Genomic DNA, 15,873 nt, shown 5'->3' with positions numbered 1-15,873 from the left:
GGGTTGCTGTTTCCGGGCCTTTACCCTGCCCGCTGCCCCCGGCTATCTGGGCGGGACAGACTTTTTCTTGGGGGATTTCCATGATCCGCGTTCTTTCCATGCTGGCTGCGCTGGCCCTGCTCACCGCCTGCGGCGAAACCCAGCTGAACGAGGCACCGGAGGATCTGGGCGCCTTCCAGGCCCGGGTGACCCACGTCTACACCGACAAGGCGCTGCAATGGCCGCTGTCTCGCGATGCCGAGCACAGCGAATGGACCGCGCCGATCGAAAACGCGCTGAACACCCGCCTGCGCCGCTACCAGGGGGCTCAGGAATACGACGTCGCAGTGACGCTCGAGGGGTTCATGCTGGCGCCGCCGGGCGTGCCGGTGCTGTTCTCCCCCAAAAGCGCGGTGGTGGTGAACGTCTTTGTCTATGACGTCGCGCAGAAGAAATTCCTGGCGAAGAAACACCAGATGGAAATCTTCGAAAGCACCACCGGCGAAAGCGCCCTCCTGGGATCCGGCCATGCCCGCACCAAGGAGGAGCAGATCCAGGGCCTCGCCATCAATATCGCCGACAAGGTCGAGGAATGGATGGCCGAGCAGCATGAAGCGGAAGGCTGGTTTGCCCCGCGTGCGGCGGCGGATTCCAGCGCCGGCACAGGCGCGGCTGCGGCAGAGGCGCAACCGGCTGGCTGAGGCTCGGGAAAACCGCCCCTGTCAAGCAGGAACGGGTTGATTTTTGCCGGCAAACCAAATAATCCGCCGGCGCAGAGGAAACCGGGTCGGCAAGCGACCCCTCATTTCAAAAGGGCGCCTAAGCAATGGCTAAGGAAAAGTTTGAACGCAATAAACCGCACGTCAACATCGGCACCATCGGCCACGTTGACCACGGCAAGACCACTCTGACCGCGGCTATCACCAAATACTTCGGTGACTTCAAAGCCTACGACCAGATCGACGGCGCACCGGAAGAAAAAGCCCGCGGCATCACCATCTCGACCGCGCACGTCGAGTATGAGACCGAGAACCGCCACTACGCGCACGTCGACTGCCCCGGCCACGCCGACTATGTCAAGAACATGATCACCGGCGCGGCGCAGATGGACGGCGCGATCCTGGTTGTGAACGCAGCCGACGGCCCGATGCCGCAGACCCGCGAGCACATCCTGCTGGGCCGCCAGGTTGGCATCCCGAAGATGGTCGTGTTCATGAACAAGGTTGACCAGGTCGACGACGAAGAGCTGCTGGAGCTGGTGGAAATGGAAATCCGCGAGCTGCTGTCCTCCTACGACTACCCGGGCGACGATATCCCGATCATCGCAGGCTCCGCGCTGGCGGCGATGGAAGGCCGCGACGACGCGATCGGCTCCGAGAAAATCAAAGAGCTGATGGCGGCTGTCGACGAGTACATCGACACCCCGGCGCGTGCGGTTGACCAGCCGTTCCTGATGCCGATCGAAGACGTGTTCTCGATCTCCGGCCGCGGCACCGTTGTGACCGGCCGTGTCGAGCGCGGCGTGATCAACGTCGGCGACTCGATCGAGATCGTCGGCATCCGCGACACCCAGACCACCACCTGCACCGGCGTGGAAATGTTCCGCAAGCTGCTGGACCGCGGTGAAGCGGGCGACAACATCGGCGCGCTGCTGCGCGGCATCGACCGTGAAGGCGTTGAGCGCGGCCAGGTTCTGTGCGCGCCGAAATCGGTGAAGCCGCACACCAAGTTCGAAGCCGAGGCCTATATCCTGACCAAGGAAGAAGGCGGTCGCCACACCCCGTTCTTCGCGAACTACCGTCCGCAGTTCTACTTCCGCACCACCGACGTCACTGGCACCGTGACCCTGCCGGAAGGCACCGAGATGGTGATGCCGGGCGACAACCTGAAGTTCGGCGTTGAGCTGATCGCGCCGATCGCGATGGAAGACGGCCTGCGCTTCGCCATCCGCGAAGGCGGCCGCACCGTCGGCGCTGGCGTTGTGTCGAAGATCATCGAGTAATTCGCATCAGCGAATGTTCGAACGGAAAGGGCGCCCTTGCGGCGCCCTTTTTGTTTGAACGCGATGATCCCGAGACGCGCGCACTAAGACTGTGTCGAAAATCATTGAATAATGATTTTGAAACGGTGGGCGGCAGGCGGTTTTCGTTAGAAAACCGCTGAGAGCCCACACGGTTCTGATCTAAGAAAGGGCCTCCTCCGGGAGGCCCTTTTTCCATGCGGCAACCCGGAAACCGGCGCGGTTTCCGGCCATGAAAAATCGGTTTTTCATGGCCGTTTTTCGCGGCGAAAAACGGCGGAGACCTACGGATAGAGCAGGGGCCGGCCTGGGGCCGGAGGCCGTCTTGCAAAAGTTCCAGCGGAGCTTTTGAGGCCGCAGGGAGCGCCAGCTCCGGGTGCGATGCAATCGCGCCCGCCCGTTTTGCCTGAGGCAAACCTCAAGTTAGGCGCAGGTCGACCGCGCCCGAACGCGGGGCGTCCGGGCGGAAAAAAGTTTCCCTCAATGGCAAAGGGGTGATGGACCGGCAGGAACAAGCATCTACAGTGTAATAAATTGCAGTCCGATCAATCCAAATTTACTGGTCGCAATCTGTGATCTTCGTGCAAGATACTTGAGGTGCTCTTGCACAGATCACGTCGACGACGTGGTCTGTGCAAACTACGGCGAAATGCTGCAGTGGAGCGTCTTGAACCTGCATTGCAATTGTTGACTCAGTAATAAACCTGAGAAACGCGGAGCTGGTGTATGTTCTTAATTTTCTGGAGAAGTCTTCTCCTGGTTCCGGGTCGACATAACCTGCATCCCTTATTGAAAATCCAATATAGTTTTGAAAAATGACCGTGAAAGAAGAATAATCGGGCAAACTGACAACGGAGCGGGCTTCTCCAAGAATGGAATCCAAGCGTTCGTTTCCAGTGTCAAATTTGGACGGGGTGGTTTCAGCCCGCGCTTCCTGAACTACCAGCTTGAGATCCAGAGTGTCAGGTGCCTCTTCGTAACGTGTCAATTGAAGGTGCTGACACGCGTCCAGTGCAGCAATCTGTTCTTCTTGTGTCATCAGAAATCCTCCCTCAAAGCGTGAAGTTTGAGTTGAAACGCGTCTTGTTCCAAGGGGGGCAAGCCCTGAACGCTCGGAAGGCCGTAAATGCAACCGTTTCTTGGCGGCGTGTGATCAGGATTTGGCGGACTTCTGACTTGCACCGCCCCGCCCGGCTGCCGCGTCCGCCGCGTCCGTTATCGCATCCAGCGATGCCTCCAGGCTTTGCCGCAGCATCTCCACCTGTTCGTCGCTCGGCTTTTTCGGCACTTCGTCCGTCCATTCCCGGCACATCAGCACGCCGTGGGAAAACGGCATCGGCAGCATCTGCTGGTCCCAGGTCGGCAGTTTCACCACTTTTTTCTCGGCAAAGGCGACGGTGAACACCCGGCAGCCGGTCATCCGGGCCCAGACCACCGGCACGGTGGAGGAGACCCGTGCAGGCCCGCGCGGACCGTCGGCGGCAATGCCGATGGAGCAGCCGTCTTTGGTGCGGCGCAGCACCTCGCGGGACAGGGCGACGTGGCGCTTGTGGCTCGACATCGGGATGGTCTCAAACCCCAGCCGCACCAGGATCTGCCCCGCCAGCCGCCCGGCGCGCGCAGCCGAGGTCAGGGCGCAGATGCGGCCCAGCGAGGTGTCGAACAGATAGGGCGCCATGATCAGCCGCTGGTGCCAGAGCACGAAAATAACCGGCTCGCCGCGGCGCACGCAGGCGTCCATTTCCTCGAACCCGGTGCGGGTCCAGCGGGAGGTGCGGAAGGCGAATCGCACATAGGCGGCAAACAGCCCCTCCACGGCGCGGTTGACCTTTGGGCTGTCGGCGATTTTCTTTCTGAGGCTCACGGGGCTCGGGCTCATTCCTGCAGGGGGCACAGGGGCTTGGCCCCGGTATTTGCACCGTCATACTGCATGGCTGCGCCGGGGCAAAGCCCGCCGCTTGCAAACCATCCGGGACGCGCAAGAAAATGCGCTTTTCCCTCTTGCCTCTGCAGCGCGCCTGCCGTAGGACATGCCGCACCACAGGGGTATAGCTCAGTTGGTAGAGCGACGGTCTCCAAAACCGTAGGTCGCGGGTTCGAACCCTGCTGCCCCTGCCATTTCCCAGCACATTGCCGGTTCAGCGCTGCCCGTTCGGGCAGGCCGTGTCGCGTGTCCGGTTACTCCAGATCCAGATGGGCCGGTGCCAGCCCCTGCTGCTGGCGGCCGCAAGCCGCGTCCAAGGCGCGCTCCACCCCGCGGGCCAGACGCTCGGGGCTGAACAGCGCGGCGGTCTGCTGCTGGGTACGGAGCTTGCCGCGCAGGCTGGCCGCGGCAGCGCTGTCTGCCGCCAGTTCCGCGGCCTTGGCCTCATAGTCCTGCATGCTTTCGGCAATCATTTCCGGCAGTCCGGCGGATTGCAGCAGGCTGGCGGAGGTGCGGGCGGCGGATTGCTGGCCGGGCAGGGTGAGGACCGGCAGGCCGGCGGCCAGGGCGTCGCGGGCCGGGGCGGCGGCGTTCACGGTGAAGCTGTCCAGGAACAGATCCGCCAGCGGCTGGCGGGCCAGATGGTCCGCACGGCTGGCCGCCGGGGCAAAGACCAGACGGTCCGGATCAACCCCGCGGGCCGCGGCGGCGCGGCGCAGGTTGGACGTGGAGTGATCGCCGTTATCTGCCAGCCAAAGCACGCTGTCCGGGGCGCCGTGCAGCAGGCGCATCCAGATATCGAATTCCTGCGGCGTGATGCGGCTGCCGCTGGCAAAGCTGCAGAACACGAAGCCTTGCGCGGGCAGGCCGCAGGCGGCGCGGTCCGGCGTTGCGGAGGCCGCAGACGGGGGCACGGCCTGGTGGCCGCCGGACAGGCGCAGCAGGTGTTCGTTGTGATAGCGCTCGCTGCCGGGCGGGCAGGCGGCGGCATCGCTGATCAGGTAATCATAGGCAGCGGTGCCCATGGTGCCGGGATAACCGGGGAACAGGATGTGCAGCGGCGCCAGGCGGGCGGCAAACAGCGGCAGCGCACCGCCGCCTGAATAGCCGGAGAGATCCACCGCGGCGTCCAATTGGTCTGCCTTCACTGCCTCGGCCATCTGATCCGGAGCGCTGGCGTCCAGTATCCTCAGACCGTCGAATTTCTGCGCCGCGCTGTCCGGCAGGCCGGCGCCAACCGCATAGATACGGATGTCAAAGCGCCCCTGGTCGTGGGCGGCAAGCATCGCGCCGTGCTGGTCCAGCACCGCCGCGGCGTCGCGGGCGGCGAAGAAATAGCCGATCCGCAGCCGCGCGGGGCGCTGGCCTGCGGGCGGGGTGCTGTTCAGCTCTGCCGCACCGAACAACTCGCTGGCATAGGACTGGGCGCGGGCGCGCAGGAGGTCGGGGTTGTCCTCCATCAGCATCAGGGCGCTGGGGTCGCAGCCCGGACCGCGCAGGCCCAGCTGGCGGCGGTAATCGCCGTATTCCGGCAGCCATTTCCAGTCGCACAATTCCGCCAGCACATGCAGCCGCTGGGTGCGGGCGCGGTCATCGGCAGGATTGGCCAGCAGCACCTTGTCGAAACAGGGCAGGGCCGCGGCAAAGGCGCCCTCGGCCTTCAAGAGCAGGCCAAGCTGGTAGCGGGCCTCTGTCAGGGCGGGGTTCAGGCGGACGGCCTGGGTATAGTGTTCCTTGGCATCCTGGGCATTGCCCTGCTGGTTCAGCAGCCCGGCCAGCGTGACATGCAATGCGGCGTCATGCGGCGCCAGCTTCACCGCCTTGCGCAGCATGGTTGCGGCCCGCTGGCTCTGGCCTTGTTTGATCAGCACCTCTGCCTTGCCGTGCAGCGCCTGCAGGCTGCCGGCGGTCAGCATCAGCGCCTTGTCAAACAGCGCCATGGCATTGTCCAACTCGCCGCGGGCGGCCTTCACCCGGCCCATGGCGGCATAGCTGCCGGCCGCGCGGGGATTGATCCCGATCGCCTTGTTGAGGCAGGTGGCGGCATTGTCCAGATGGCCGGCAGCCAGGTGGCAGCGGCCCAGGAAATCCCACAGGAAATGCGATTCGCGGAAGGTCTTGAGCAGTGCGCCGCAGTTTTCGGCGGCCTCGAAATGGCGGCCCTGCGCCAGCGCCTCCTCCAGCCCGGCCTGATGCACCGGCGACGGATCGGTCTGCGAGTCCAGCCGTTTGCGCAGCCCCTCCAGCGCCGATTGGGCGCGCTTGTTGCGGGGGTTGCGGGACAGGATGCCGGCATAGGCCATGGCGGCATCTTCAAACTTGGCTTCGCGTTCGAACTGTTCGGCCTCGGACAGGGAATTGGCTGGTGTCATGGTGGTCTGCCTCAATCAATCACACAGTCCGGCCCCCTGGCAGCCGGGAGGCCGCAGGGAACCGCTTTCGAGTCATTTTAGCCATTAGTGGATTAAAATTAGATTGACCGGGCGTTCGCTGCCCGCGCAACAGCCGCAACAGGCCGGGCAGGAGGGCCGCAGGGCTTGAATTCACGGGCCGCTCCGGTTACATCGCCCTGACTGCTAGCAGAGAGACACCCCCAGTATGGCAACTATCAACCCCGTTCAGTTCATCCAGCAGGTCCGCGCCGAAGTCTCCAAGGTCGTTTGGCCGACCCGCCGCGAAGTGCTGCTGACCACGGTCATGGTGTTCATCATGGCGGCGCTGACGGCGCTGTTCTTTGCACTGGTGGACCTGCTGATCCGCTTTGGCCTGCAAGGGCTTCTGGGGATGTTCGGCTAAGCCCGCAGCGGTACTGAGGCTCCCTTCGCGGATGCCGCGCAGGCCTTGATCTTGGCGGCGATGGGCGGTAGGTGAGCCGGAACTATTGAGGCGGGCGTGCAGCGATTCGGTTTGCACGCCGCTTTTTGTTGGAGAGCGCAGCATTTAGCTGTATCGGGATGATGAAGCAGAGGCGCGGCACTGGCCCGCCCGGCAGAACAAGGACAACGGTTCATGGCGAAACGGTGGTATTCGGTCAGCGTTCTTTCGAACTTCGAAAAGAAAATCGCAGAGCAGATCCGCACCTCGGTCGCAGAACAGGGCCTTGAGGACGAGATCGACGAGGTTCTGGTCCCCACCGAAGAGGTGATCGAGATCCGCCGCGGCAAGAAGGTCTCGACCGAGCGCCGCTTCATGCCCGGCTACGTGCTGGTGCATATGGAAATGTCCGACCGCGGCTATCACCTGATTTCCTCGATCAACCGGGTCACCGGCTTCCTGGGCCCGCAGGGCCGCCCGATGCCGATGCGCGACGCAGAGGTGCAGGGCATCCTGGGCCGCGTCGAGGAGGGCGTCGAGGCACCGCGCACCCTGATCCACTACGAGATCGGCGAGAAGGTGAAAGTGAACGACGGCCCGTTCGAGGATTTCGACGGCATGGTCGAAGAGGTCGACGAGGACAATCAGAAGCTCAAGGTCACCGTGTCGATCTTCGGCCGCGAGACCCCGGTGGAGCTGGACTTTACCCAGGTGACCAAGCAGGGGTGATAGGCTCCGTTGGTGGAATTCATGGCGCCGCGTTGGGTTCAACGCGGCGTTTTTTGTTTGGGGGCTTAGGAGGAAACTGCCTTATAGTCTTATTCCGCTTCGACCGTTGTAAGCACCGGAAGCGCAGCATAGAGCATCCTGGTTTCCTTCTCGGCTCTGCTTGAAAAATCGCGATAAACTGACCGAGTGCTGTTCAAGATGTATCCAGCCAGATCCACTAGTTCATTCACCGTTTCGGTTAATCCCACAAGATCGTTTAGGGTTGCTCTCTCCGGCTTGGTCTCGGGAACAATGTTGTGGGCCAGGGTGTAATCGCGCAATGATCTCAGTTTGTCTTGTGTTTTGTTACCCTTCAATGCTCGTCTGACTTCCACAAATCTCGATCTGGCGGAGAAGTAAGCTTCAAGCTCGCAGCGTACTCCCTCCTCTTTCATTCGAGTGTTGTGGTACGTCTCAATCTCTTGCTCAGTCGGAAGTTTGCGGGCCAACTTGTGTATTGTAACGGTATCGGGCTGTGAATCGAACATCCGTGTATTGAACAAAATTAGGGCATTTGTGATTTCACTATTGCCTAGCAACAAAACCCGCCCTGACATTGAGCCGTCAACGACCCTAATCCAGTCGTCATTTTCGATCAGTCCTTTCAGATGGCCAAGGTGCCTACAGTAGTAGCGGCACTGCTTGTCGAGCTCGTTATGTATGCGAGAAAATTCCTCCATTTTATGGTCTTCTCCTCAGTTCATGGGAAATGTATTTCGAGGCCACTCGATCGAAAAGCGCGGTGCGGTGCAAGGTGAATGGTGTAAGCGGTGGGCTCGAAGCAACCAACCCGGTTTGCGAAGTTCACCCACTTGCCAACCCCCGCATTCCCCTGTAAACGCCGCCTCTATCGTCTTCGGGCGAGATTCTCTCGTGGGAGATCAAGGGATCGCGATCCTGAAATCGGACCACGCAACATTCTCCGGGCGGAACGCGTTCCGTCCTCGTTGAAAGGAAAACCAAATGGCTAAGAAGCTTGTTGGTTCGATGAAGCTGCAGGTTCCTGCAGGTCAGGCAAACCCCTCTCCGCCCGTCGGCCCGGCCCTGGGTCAGCGCGGCATCAACATCATGGAATTCTGCAAGGCGTTCAACGCCAAGACCGCAGACATGGAGCCCGGCGCGCCGTGCCCGACCGTGATCACCTACTATCAGGACAAGTCCTTCACCATGGACATCAAGACGCCGCCCGCGTCTTACTACCTGAAGAAGGCGGCCAAGGTGAAATCCGGCGCGAACAACCCGAGCCGGGAAACCGTCGGCACCGTGACCGTGGCCCAGGTGAAAGAAATCGCCGAAGCCAAGATGAAAGATCTGAACGCCAACGACATCGACGGCGCAATGCAGATCATCCTGGGCTCCGCCCGCTCCATGGGCATCGAGGTGAAGTAAGATGGCAAAGCTCGGTAAACGCACCCGCGCCGCGCGCGAAGCTTTCGCTGGCAAGGAAAACCTGTCCGTGGAAGAAGCAGTTGCCCTGGTGAAAGCCAACGCAACCTCGAAGTTCGACGAAACCGTCGAGATCGCCCTGAACCTGGGCGTTGACACCCGCCACGCAGACCAGATGGTCCGCGGCGTGGTCGGCCTGCCGAACGGCACCGGCAAAGACATGCGCGTTGCAGTCTTCGCCCGCGGCCCGAAAGCGGACGAAGCCACCGCGGCTGGCGCAGACATCGTCGGCGCAGAAGACCTGATGGAAGCGATCCAGGGCGGCAAGATCGACTTTGACCGCTGCATCGCCACCCCGGACATGATGCCGGTCGTCGGCCGTCTGGGCAAAATCCTGGGCCCGCGCAACCTGATGCCGAACCCGAAAGTCGGCACCGTGACCATGGACGTGAAAGCGGCCGTGGAAGCAGCCAAGGGCGGCGAAGTCCAGTTCAAAGCGGAAAAAGGCGGTGTCGTGCACGCCGGCGTCGGCAAAGCGTCCTTTGACGAAGCCAAGCTGGTCGAGAACGTCCGTGCCTTCGTGTCGGCCGTGGCCAAAGCCAAGCCGTCGGGCGCAAAAGGCGCCTACATGAAAAAGATCAACCTGTCCTCGACCATGGGTCCGGGCATCACGGTTGACGTGGACAACGCTGTCACCGAGTAATCGGACGCACAGCTGATGTCAGGAGGCCCGGCGGATCCGATCCTGCCGGGCCTTCTTTTTTGTTTTGCTTCTTACTTTGATGTCATTTTGACCTCTTCCAGCCTGGAGGAGGGTCGGGTGGGGATCTGATGGCTGGGCTTGTAATAATCTTGTCGGTTGCGGCCCTGTGCGCCGGAACCATTCTGGGCATTGCCGCGCTCAGCAGGCGGCAATTTCTGAAGGCCGCTGAACCGGCGCTGGTGCATGTTGCGCAAGTGCGTGTCCGGTGGGCTGAGAGGGCAGATAGCGAGGGGGACTTGGAGCGCTACCGGCAGTATCAGCCGGTGCTGCAGGTGCATGGTGCTGAGGGGGCTTCGCAAAGCTATGCTTCGCATGCCTGGCGGAACTCTTGCCCGCACCGTGCGGGTGATGTGGTTCCGGGGTATATCTGCAGGGTGACGGGGCGGATCGAGACCGAAGAGCTGCTGAACAGCGGCGGAGGGTTCCGCCTGATCTGCCGCGTGATCCTGGCTGCGGCGCTGGCGGGTCTGGCTGCCTGTGCGCTCTCGCCCTTGTGGCTGTGACCGCAGGCATCCGGGACCGCAGGTGCCGGCCGCCGCCTGGACGCGCGGGAAATTGCCGGCTGAGGCGGATTTGCCCCTTGGAAATCTCCGTCAATGGGGCTAACTACGGCCTTGAGATAAAGCGTGCGATTCGTCGTGCGCTTTATTTCATTTCGTCCAAGATGGTGGGTGGCCTCCGATCGGCCTTAATTTCCCTCCTGAGACGGGTACAGACCAAGAAAGATCGGGGGTTTTCAATCCCTCGGGCGGATTTGGCTCATCCCGTAAAACGGACCTGAACGCCGGGCCATCTGGTTCGGCAAATATGAGCCGGGGTGTGCAAGCATCCCTAACTTGGAGAGAACTGTGGATAGAGCCCAGAAAGAGAAAGTGGTCGAGGAACTCGGCCAGATCTTCGAAAGCTCTGGCGTCGTGGTGGTAGCTCACTACGCCGGTCTGACAGTTGCTGAGATGCAGGATCTGCGCGCACGTGCCCGTGACGCGAACAGCTCCGTGCGTGTTGCCAAGAACAGGCTCGCCAAAATCGCCCTCGAGGGTAAGCCGTGTGCAAGCATGGCCGACCTGCTGACAGGGATGACCGTTCTGACCTACTCCGAAGATCCCGTGTCCGCTGCTAAAGTGGCCGAGGATTTCGCCAAGGAAAACAAAAAGTTTGAGATCCTTGGCGGCGCAATGGGTGAGAACGCTCTGGACCGCGCAGGCGTCGAAGCTGTGTCCAAAATGCCGTCCCGCGACGAGCTTATCGCTCAGATCGCAAGCTGCATTGGCGCACCTGCTTCCAACATCGCCGGCGCAATTGGCGCACCTGCAAGCAACATCGCAAGCATCCTTTCGACCATCGAAGAGAAGGCGGAAGCTGCGTAAGCGGTTGGCACTGAACGGCCGGCGTGGGGCAAAAGCCCGCACGTTGGAACACACATACTGTAAACGGAAAGAGCTGATAAAATGGCTGATCTGAAAGCACTCGCAGAAAGCATCGTGGGTCTGACCCTGCTGGAAGCACAAGAACTGAAAACCATCCTGAAAGACGAATACGGCATCGAGCCCGCAGCAGGCGGCGCAGTTGTCATGGCAGCTGGCGGCGACGCCGGCGGTGCAGCTGAAGAAGAAAAGACCGAATTCGACGTCGTTCTGAAGAACGCCGGCGCTTCCAAGATCAACGTGATCAAAGAAGTCCGCGGCATCACCGGCCTGGGCCTGAAAGAAGCCAAAGAGCTGGTCGAAGCTGGCGGCAAGATCAAAGAAGGCGTGTCCAAGGACGAAGCAGAAGACATCAAAGGCAAGCTGGAAGCAGCTGGCGCCGAAGTCGAGCTGGCCTAAGCACTGCCTCTGGTGCATTTCTGATGCATCGGAAATTTGGCTGGGTCCGGAATTTTCCGGGCCCAGCCGAACCTGTCTTAGAAAGGGCCTCATCCAAGAGGCGTTTTCTCAGGCGGAGTTCAAGGGATCGGGAGGCTGCCTTCGGGACGGTGGCCATGAATTGATCCGAACGCGCTGTCTCGTATGGGCAAGGAGCCGGGGCCCGGCGGCTTCCTTGACCGGTGAGAACTCGAAAGGTGACATCTGACATGGCTCAATCGTTCCTTGGCCAGAAACGTCTACGCAAATACTACGGCAAAATCCGCGAAGTGCTGGAGATGCCGAACCTCATCGAGGTGCAGAAATCTTCTTATGACCTTTTCCTGCGCTCCGGCGATGCAGCTGAGCCGCTGGACGGCGAAGGCATCAAGGGTGTGTTCCAGTCGGTGTTTCCGATCAAGGATTTCAACGAAACCTCCGTTCTGGAGTTCGTGAAATACTCGTTCGAGAAGCCGAAGTACGACGTCGAAGAATGCATGCAGCGCGACATGACCTACAGCGCGCCGCTGAAGGTCACCCTGCGCCTGATCGTGTTCGATGTCGATGAGGACACCGGCGCGAAGTCGGTGAAGGACATCAAGGAACAGGACGTCTTCATGGGCGACATGCCCCTGATGACCCCGAACGGCACCTTCATCGTGAACGGCACCGAGCGTGTGATCGTGTCCCAGATGCACCGCTCGCCCGGCGTGTTCTTCGACCACGACAAAGGCAAGACCCACTCCTCGGGCAAGCTGCTGTTTGCCTGCCGCATCATCCCGTACCGCGGCTCCTGGCTGGACTTCGAGTTCGACGCCAAGGACATCGTCTTTGCCCGTATCGACCGCCGCCGCAAGCTGCCGGTGACCACCCTGCTCTATGCCCTGGGCCTGGACCAGGAAGGCATCATGGATGCCTATTACAACACCGTCTCCTTCAAGCTGGAGAAATCCCGCGGCTGGGTTGCCCCGTTCTTCCCGGAACGCGTGCGCGGCACCCGCCCGACCTATGACCTGGTGGACGCTGCCACCGGCGAGATCATCTGCGAAGCCGGCAAAAAGGTCACCCCGCGCGCCGTCAAGAAGATGATCGAGGAAGGCTCCATCACCGAGCTGCTGGTTCCGTTCGAGCACATCGTCGGCAAATATGTCTCCAAGGACATCATCAACGAAGACAACGGCGCGATCTATGTCGAGGCCGGTGATGAGCTGACCCTGGAATACGACAAGGACGGCGAGCTGATCGGCGGTTCCCTGAAGGAGCTGCTGGACGCGGGCATCACCGACATTCCGGTTCTGGACATCGACAACGTCAACGTCGGCCCGTACATGCGCAACACCATGGCGGCTGACAAGAACCTGGACCGCAACGGCGCGCTGATGGACATCTACCGCGTGATGCGCCCGGGCGAGCCGCCCACCGTCGAGGCAGCGTCGGCGCTGTTCGACACGCTGTTCTTCGATTCCGAGCGTTACGACCTGTCCGCTGTGGGCCGCGTGAAGATGAACATGCGCCTGGCGCTGGACGCCGAGGACACCCAGCGCACCCTGCGCAAGGAAGACATCGTCGCCTGTATCAAGGCGCTGGTCGACCTGCGCGACGGCCGCGGCGATGTCGACGACATCGACCACCTGGGCAACCGCCGCGTGCGTTCCGTCGGCGAGCTGATGGAAAACCAGTACCGCGTCGGCCTCTTGCGCATGGAGCGTGCGATCAAGGAGCGGATGTCCTCCGTCGAGATCGACACCGTGATGCCGCAGGATCTGATCAACGCGAAACCGGCTGCTGCCGCGGTGCGTGAATTCTTCGGCTCCTCGCAGCTGTCGCAGTTCATGGACCAGACCAACCCGCTGTCGGAAGTCACCCACAAACGCCGCCTGTCGGCGCTTGGCCCGGGCGGCCTGACCCGCGAGCGCGCCGGCTTTGAGGTCCGCGACGTGCACCCGACCCACTATGGCCGGATGTGCCCGATTGAGACCCCGGAAGGCCCGAACATCGGTCTGATCAACTCACTGGCGACTTTTGCGCGCGTCAACAAATACGGCTTCATCGAAACCCCCTACCGGGTGGTGAACGAAGGCCAGGTGACCGACGAAGTGCACTATATGTCGGCAACCGAAGAGATGCGCCATACCGTGGCGCAGGCGAACGCGACCCTGGATGAGAACGGGAAGTTCATCAACGATCTGGTCTCGACCCGTCAGTCCGGCGACTACACCCTGGCGCCGCGCGAAAGCGTGGACCTGATCGACGTGTCGCCGAAACAGCTGGTCTCCGTTGCGGCCTCGCTGATCCCGTTCCTGGAAAACGACGACGCCAACCGCGCTCTGATGGGCTCGAACATGCAGCGTCAGGCGGTTCCGCTGCTGCGTGCAGAGGCGCCGCTGGTCGGCACCGGCATCGAGGAAAAGGTTGCGATCGACTCCGGCGCGGCGATCCAGGCGAAACGCGCAGGCATCATCGACCAGGTCGATGCGCAGCGTATCGTTATCCGGGCCACCGAGGACCTGGAACTGGGCGATGCGGGCGTCGACATCTACCGTCTGCGTAAGTTCCAGCGTTCCAACCAGAACACCACCATCAACCAGAAGCCTCTGGTCAAGGTGGGCGACACCGTTGCCAAGGGCGAGGTTATCGCTGACGGCCCGTCGACCGATATGGGCGAACTGGCACTGGGCAAGAACGTGGTCGTCGCGTTCATGCCGTGGAACGGCTACAACTACGAAGACTCCATCCTGATCTCCGAGCGCATCGCGCGTGACGACGTCTTTACCTCGGTCCACATCGAGGAATTCGAAGTCGCCGCCCGTGACACCAAACTGGGGCCGGAAGAGATCACCCGCGACATCCCCAACGTCGGCGAGGAAGCCCTGCGCAACCTCGACGAGGCGGGCATCGTCTACATCGGTGCCGATGTGGAGCCGGGCGACATTCTGGTCGGCAAGATCACTCCGAAGGGCGAAAGCCCGATGACCCCGGAAGAAAAGCTGCTGCGCGCCATCTTTGGTGAAAAAGCATCTGACGTGCGCGACACCTCGCTGCGCGTGAAGCCGGGCGATTACGGTACTGTGGTCGAGGTGCGCGTCTTCAACCGCCACGGCGTGGAGAAAGACGAGCGCGCGCTGCAGATCGAGCGTGAGGAAGTCGAGCGTCTGGCCCGTGACCGGGACGACGAGCTGGCGATCCTGGACCGCAACATCTATGCCCGTCTGCACGGCATGCTGCTGGGTAAAGTGGCGGTCAAGGGCCCGAAAGGCGTGCGCGCGGGGTCCCCGATCGACCAGGACCTGCTGGACAGCCTGTCCCGCGGCCAGTGGTGGATGCTTGCCCTTGAGGATGAGCAGGACGCCCAGGTTGTGGAGGCCCTGAACGAGCAGTACGAGGCGCAGAAGCGCGCCCTGGACGCCCGTTTCGAGGACAAGGTCGAGAAGGTCCGCCGCGGCGACGACCTGCCGCCGGGTGTGATGAAGATGGTCAAGGTCTTCATCGCGGTGAAGCGCAAGCTGCAGCCGGGCGACAAGATGGCCGGCCGTCACGGCAACAAAGGTGTGATCTCGAAAGTGGTGCCGATGGAGGACATGCCGTTCCTCGCCGACGGTACCCCGGTCGACTTCTGCCTCAACCCGCTGGGCGTGCCGTCGCGTATGAACGTCGGTCAGATCCTGGAGACCCACATGGGCTGGGCCGCGCGCGGCCTCGGCATCAAGGTGGACGATGCGCTGCAGGAATACCGCCGCTCGGGCGACCTGACCCCGGTCCGTGAAGCGATGCACCACGCCTATGGCGACGATGTCTACGACGAAGGCATCGCCAGCATGGACGAGGACACGCTGATCGAAGCTGCAGGCAACGTGACCCGCGGTGTGCCGATTGCGACCCCGGTCTTTGACGGCGCCAAGGAAGGCGACGTGAACGACGCGCTGAAGCGTGCGGGCTTTGACACCTCGGGCCAGTCGATCCTGTTCGACGGCCGCACCGGCGAGCAGTTCGCGCGTCCTGTGACCGTTGGCATCAAGTACCTGCTGAAGCTGCACCACCTGGTGGACGACAAAATCCACGCGCGTTCCACCGGCCCGTACAGCCTCGTCACCCAGCAGCCGCTGGGCGGTAAGGCGCAGTTCGGCGGTCAGCGCTTTGGTGAGATGGAAGTCTGGGCTCTGGAGGCCTATGGCGCCGCCTACACCCTGCAGGAGATGCTCACCGTGAAATCGGATGACGTCGCCGGCCGGACCAAGGTCTATGAGTCGATCGTCAAGGGCGAGGACAACTTCGAGGCGGGCGTGCCGGAATCGTTCAACGTTCTGGTCAAAGAAGTCCGCGGCCTCGGCCTGAACATGGAACTCCTGGATGCGGAGGTAGATGAGTGACGCAGAGGCGC

14 protein-coding genes and 1 tRNA gene are annotated in these 15,873 nt (G+C 61.8%); 11 read left to right on the top strand and 4 right to left on the bottom strand.

Annotated elements, in window-relative coordinates; all coding sequences use genetic code 11:
* Window positions 1-80: 80 nt before the first annotated feature.
* Together K3725_RS15975 and tuf are read left to right on the top strand one after the other, a co-directional pair.
* The gene (locus K3725_RS15975) at window positions 81-680 is read left to right on the top strand and encodes a hypothetical protein (protein ID WP_260016268.1); all 600 of its coding nucleotides are present in this window, start codon (window positions 81-83) and stop codon (window positions 678-680) included.
* A 125-nt stretch (window positions 681-805) separates the two neighbouring features.
* Window positions 806-1,981, top strand: a complete 1,176-nt coding sequence (gene tuf, locus K3725_RS15970; RefSeq protein WP_260016267.1) for an elongation factor Tu — start codon at window positions 806-808, stop codon at window positions 1,979-1,981.
* Between the two features lie 574 nt (window positions 1,982-2,555).
* On the opposite strand, the gene K3725_RS15965 is transcribed toward tuf, so the two are convergent.
* Together K3725_RS15965 and K3725_RS15960 are read right to left on the bottom strand one after the other, a co-directional pair.
* The gene (locus K3725_RS15965; RefSeq protein ID WP_260016266.1) at window positions 2,556-3,038 is read right to left on the bottom strand and encodes a hypothetical protein; all 483 of its coding nucleotides are present in this window, start codon (window positions 3,036-3,038) and stop codon (window positions 2,556-2,558) included.
* A gap of 114 nt (window positions 3,039-3,152) precedes the next feature.
* Complete coding sequence (locus tag K3725_RS15960) at window positions 3,153-3,863, bottom strand: lysophospholipid acyltransferase family protein (protein ID WP_260016265.1); 711 nt, start codon at window positions 3,861-3,863, stop codon at window positions 3,153-3,155.
* A gap of 178 nt (window positions 3,864-4,041) precedes the next feature.
* Between K3725_RS15960 and K3725_RS15955 the strand changes: the two genes are divergently transcribed.
* Window positions 4,042-4,117: transfer RNA gene (locus K3725_RS15955), tRNA-Trp, on the top strand.
* A gap of 60 nt (window positions 4,118-4,177) precedes the next feature.
* Here K3725_RS15955 and K3725_RS15950 read toward each other — a convergent pair.
* Complete coding sequence (locus tag K3725_RS15950) at window positions 4,178-6,295, bottom strand: glycosyltransferase family 41 protein (RefSeq protein ID WP_260016264.1); 2,118 nt, start codon at window positions 6,293-6,295, stop codon at window positions 4,178-4,180.
* 226 nt (window positions 6,296-6,521) lie between these two features.
* Here K3725_RS15950 and secE point away from each other — a divergent pair, with 226 nt between their 5' ends.
* Both secE and nusG read left to right on the top strand, forming a co-directional pair.
* Window positions 6,522-6,719 (top strand): preprotein translocase subunit SecE, encoded by a 198-nt coding sequence (gene secE / locus K3725_RS15945; protein ID WP_019298606.1) that lies wholly within the window; start codon window positions 6,522-6,524, stop codon window positions 6,717-6,719.
* Between the two features lie 213 nt (window positions 6,720-6,932).
* On the top strand, window positions 6,933-7,466 hold the full coding sequence (nusG, locus tag K3725_RS15940; protein WP_260016263.1) for a transcription termination/antitermination protein NusG: 534 nt from the start codon (window positions 6,933-6,935) through the stop codon (window positions 7,464-7,466).
* An 89-nt stretch (window positions 7,467-7,555) separates the two neighbouring features.
* Here the strand turns inward: nusG and K3725_RS15935 are convergent, their stop codons facing one another.
* The gene (locus K3725_RS15935; protein WP_260016262.1) at window positions 7,556-8,185 is read right to left on the bottom strand and encodes a hypothetical protein; all 630 of its coding nucleotides are present in this window, start codon (window positions 8,183-8,185) and stop codon (window positions 7,556-7,558) included.
* A 283-nt stretch (window positions 8,186-8,468) separates the two neighbouring features.
* On the opposite strand from K3725_RS15935, the gene rplK reads away from it, so the two are divergent.
* The 6 genes from rplK (at window position 8,469) to rpoB (ending at window position 15,862) form a co-directional block, all read left to right on the top strand.
* Complete coding sequence (gene rplK, locus K3725_RS15930; RefSeq protein ID WP_260016261.1) at window positions 8,469-8,894, top strand: 50S ribosomal protein L11; 426 nt, start codon at window positions 8,469-8,471, stop codon at window positions 8,892-8,894.
* 1 nt (window position 8,895) lies between these two features.
* Entirely contained in the window at window positions 8,896-9,594 is a 699-nt protein-coding gene (gene rplA / locus K3725_RS15925; RefSeq protein WP_260016260.1) for a 50S ribosomal protein L1, read from the top strand.
* Between the two features lie 128 nt (window positions 9,595-9,722).
* The gene (locus K3725_RS15920; protein ID WP_260016259.1) at window positions 9,723-10,157 is read left to right on the top strand and encodes a hypothetical protein; all 435 of its coding nucleotides are present in this window, start codon (window positions 9,723-9,725) and stop codon (window positions 10,155-10,157) included.
* Between the two features lie 345 nt (window positions 10,158-10,502).
* Window positions 10,503-11,021, top strand: coding sequence for a 50S ribosomal protein L10 (gene rplJ / locus K3725_RS15915; protein WP_260016258.1), 519 nt, complete (start codon window positions 10,503-10,505; stop codon window positions 11,019-11,021).
* 81 nt (window positions 11,022-11,102) lie between these two features.
* The gene (gene rplL, locus K3725_RS15910; protein WP_058286637.1) at window positions 11,103-11,477 is read left to right on the top strand and encodes a 50S ribosomal protein L7/L12; all 375 of its coding nucleotides are present in this window, start codon (window positions 11,103-11,105) and stop codon (window positions 11,475-11,477) included.
* 248 nt (window positions 11,478-11,725) lie between these two features.
* Window positions 11,726-15,862, top strand: a complete 4,137-nt coding sequence (rpoB, locus tag K3725_RS15905) for a DNA-directed RNA polymerase subunit beta (RefSeq protein ID WP_260016257.1) — start codon at window positions 11,726-11,728, stop codon at window positions 15,860-15,862.
* The last annotated feature ends 11 nt before the right edge of the window (window positions 15,863-15,873 follow it).

This window comes from Leisingera sp. S132, from assembly GCF_025144465.1.
Taxonomy (GTDB): domain Bacteria; phylum Pseudomonadota; class Alphaproteobacteria; order Rhodobacterales; family Rhodobacteraceae; genus Leisingera.
Note: the sequence above shows the minus strand (reverse complement) of the source record. Positions and strands in the feature narration are given on the sequence as shown.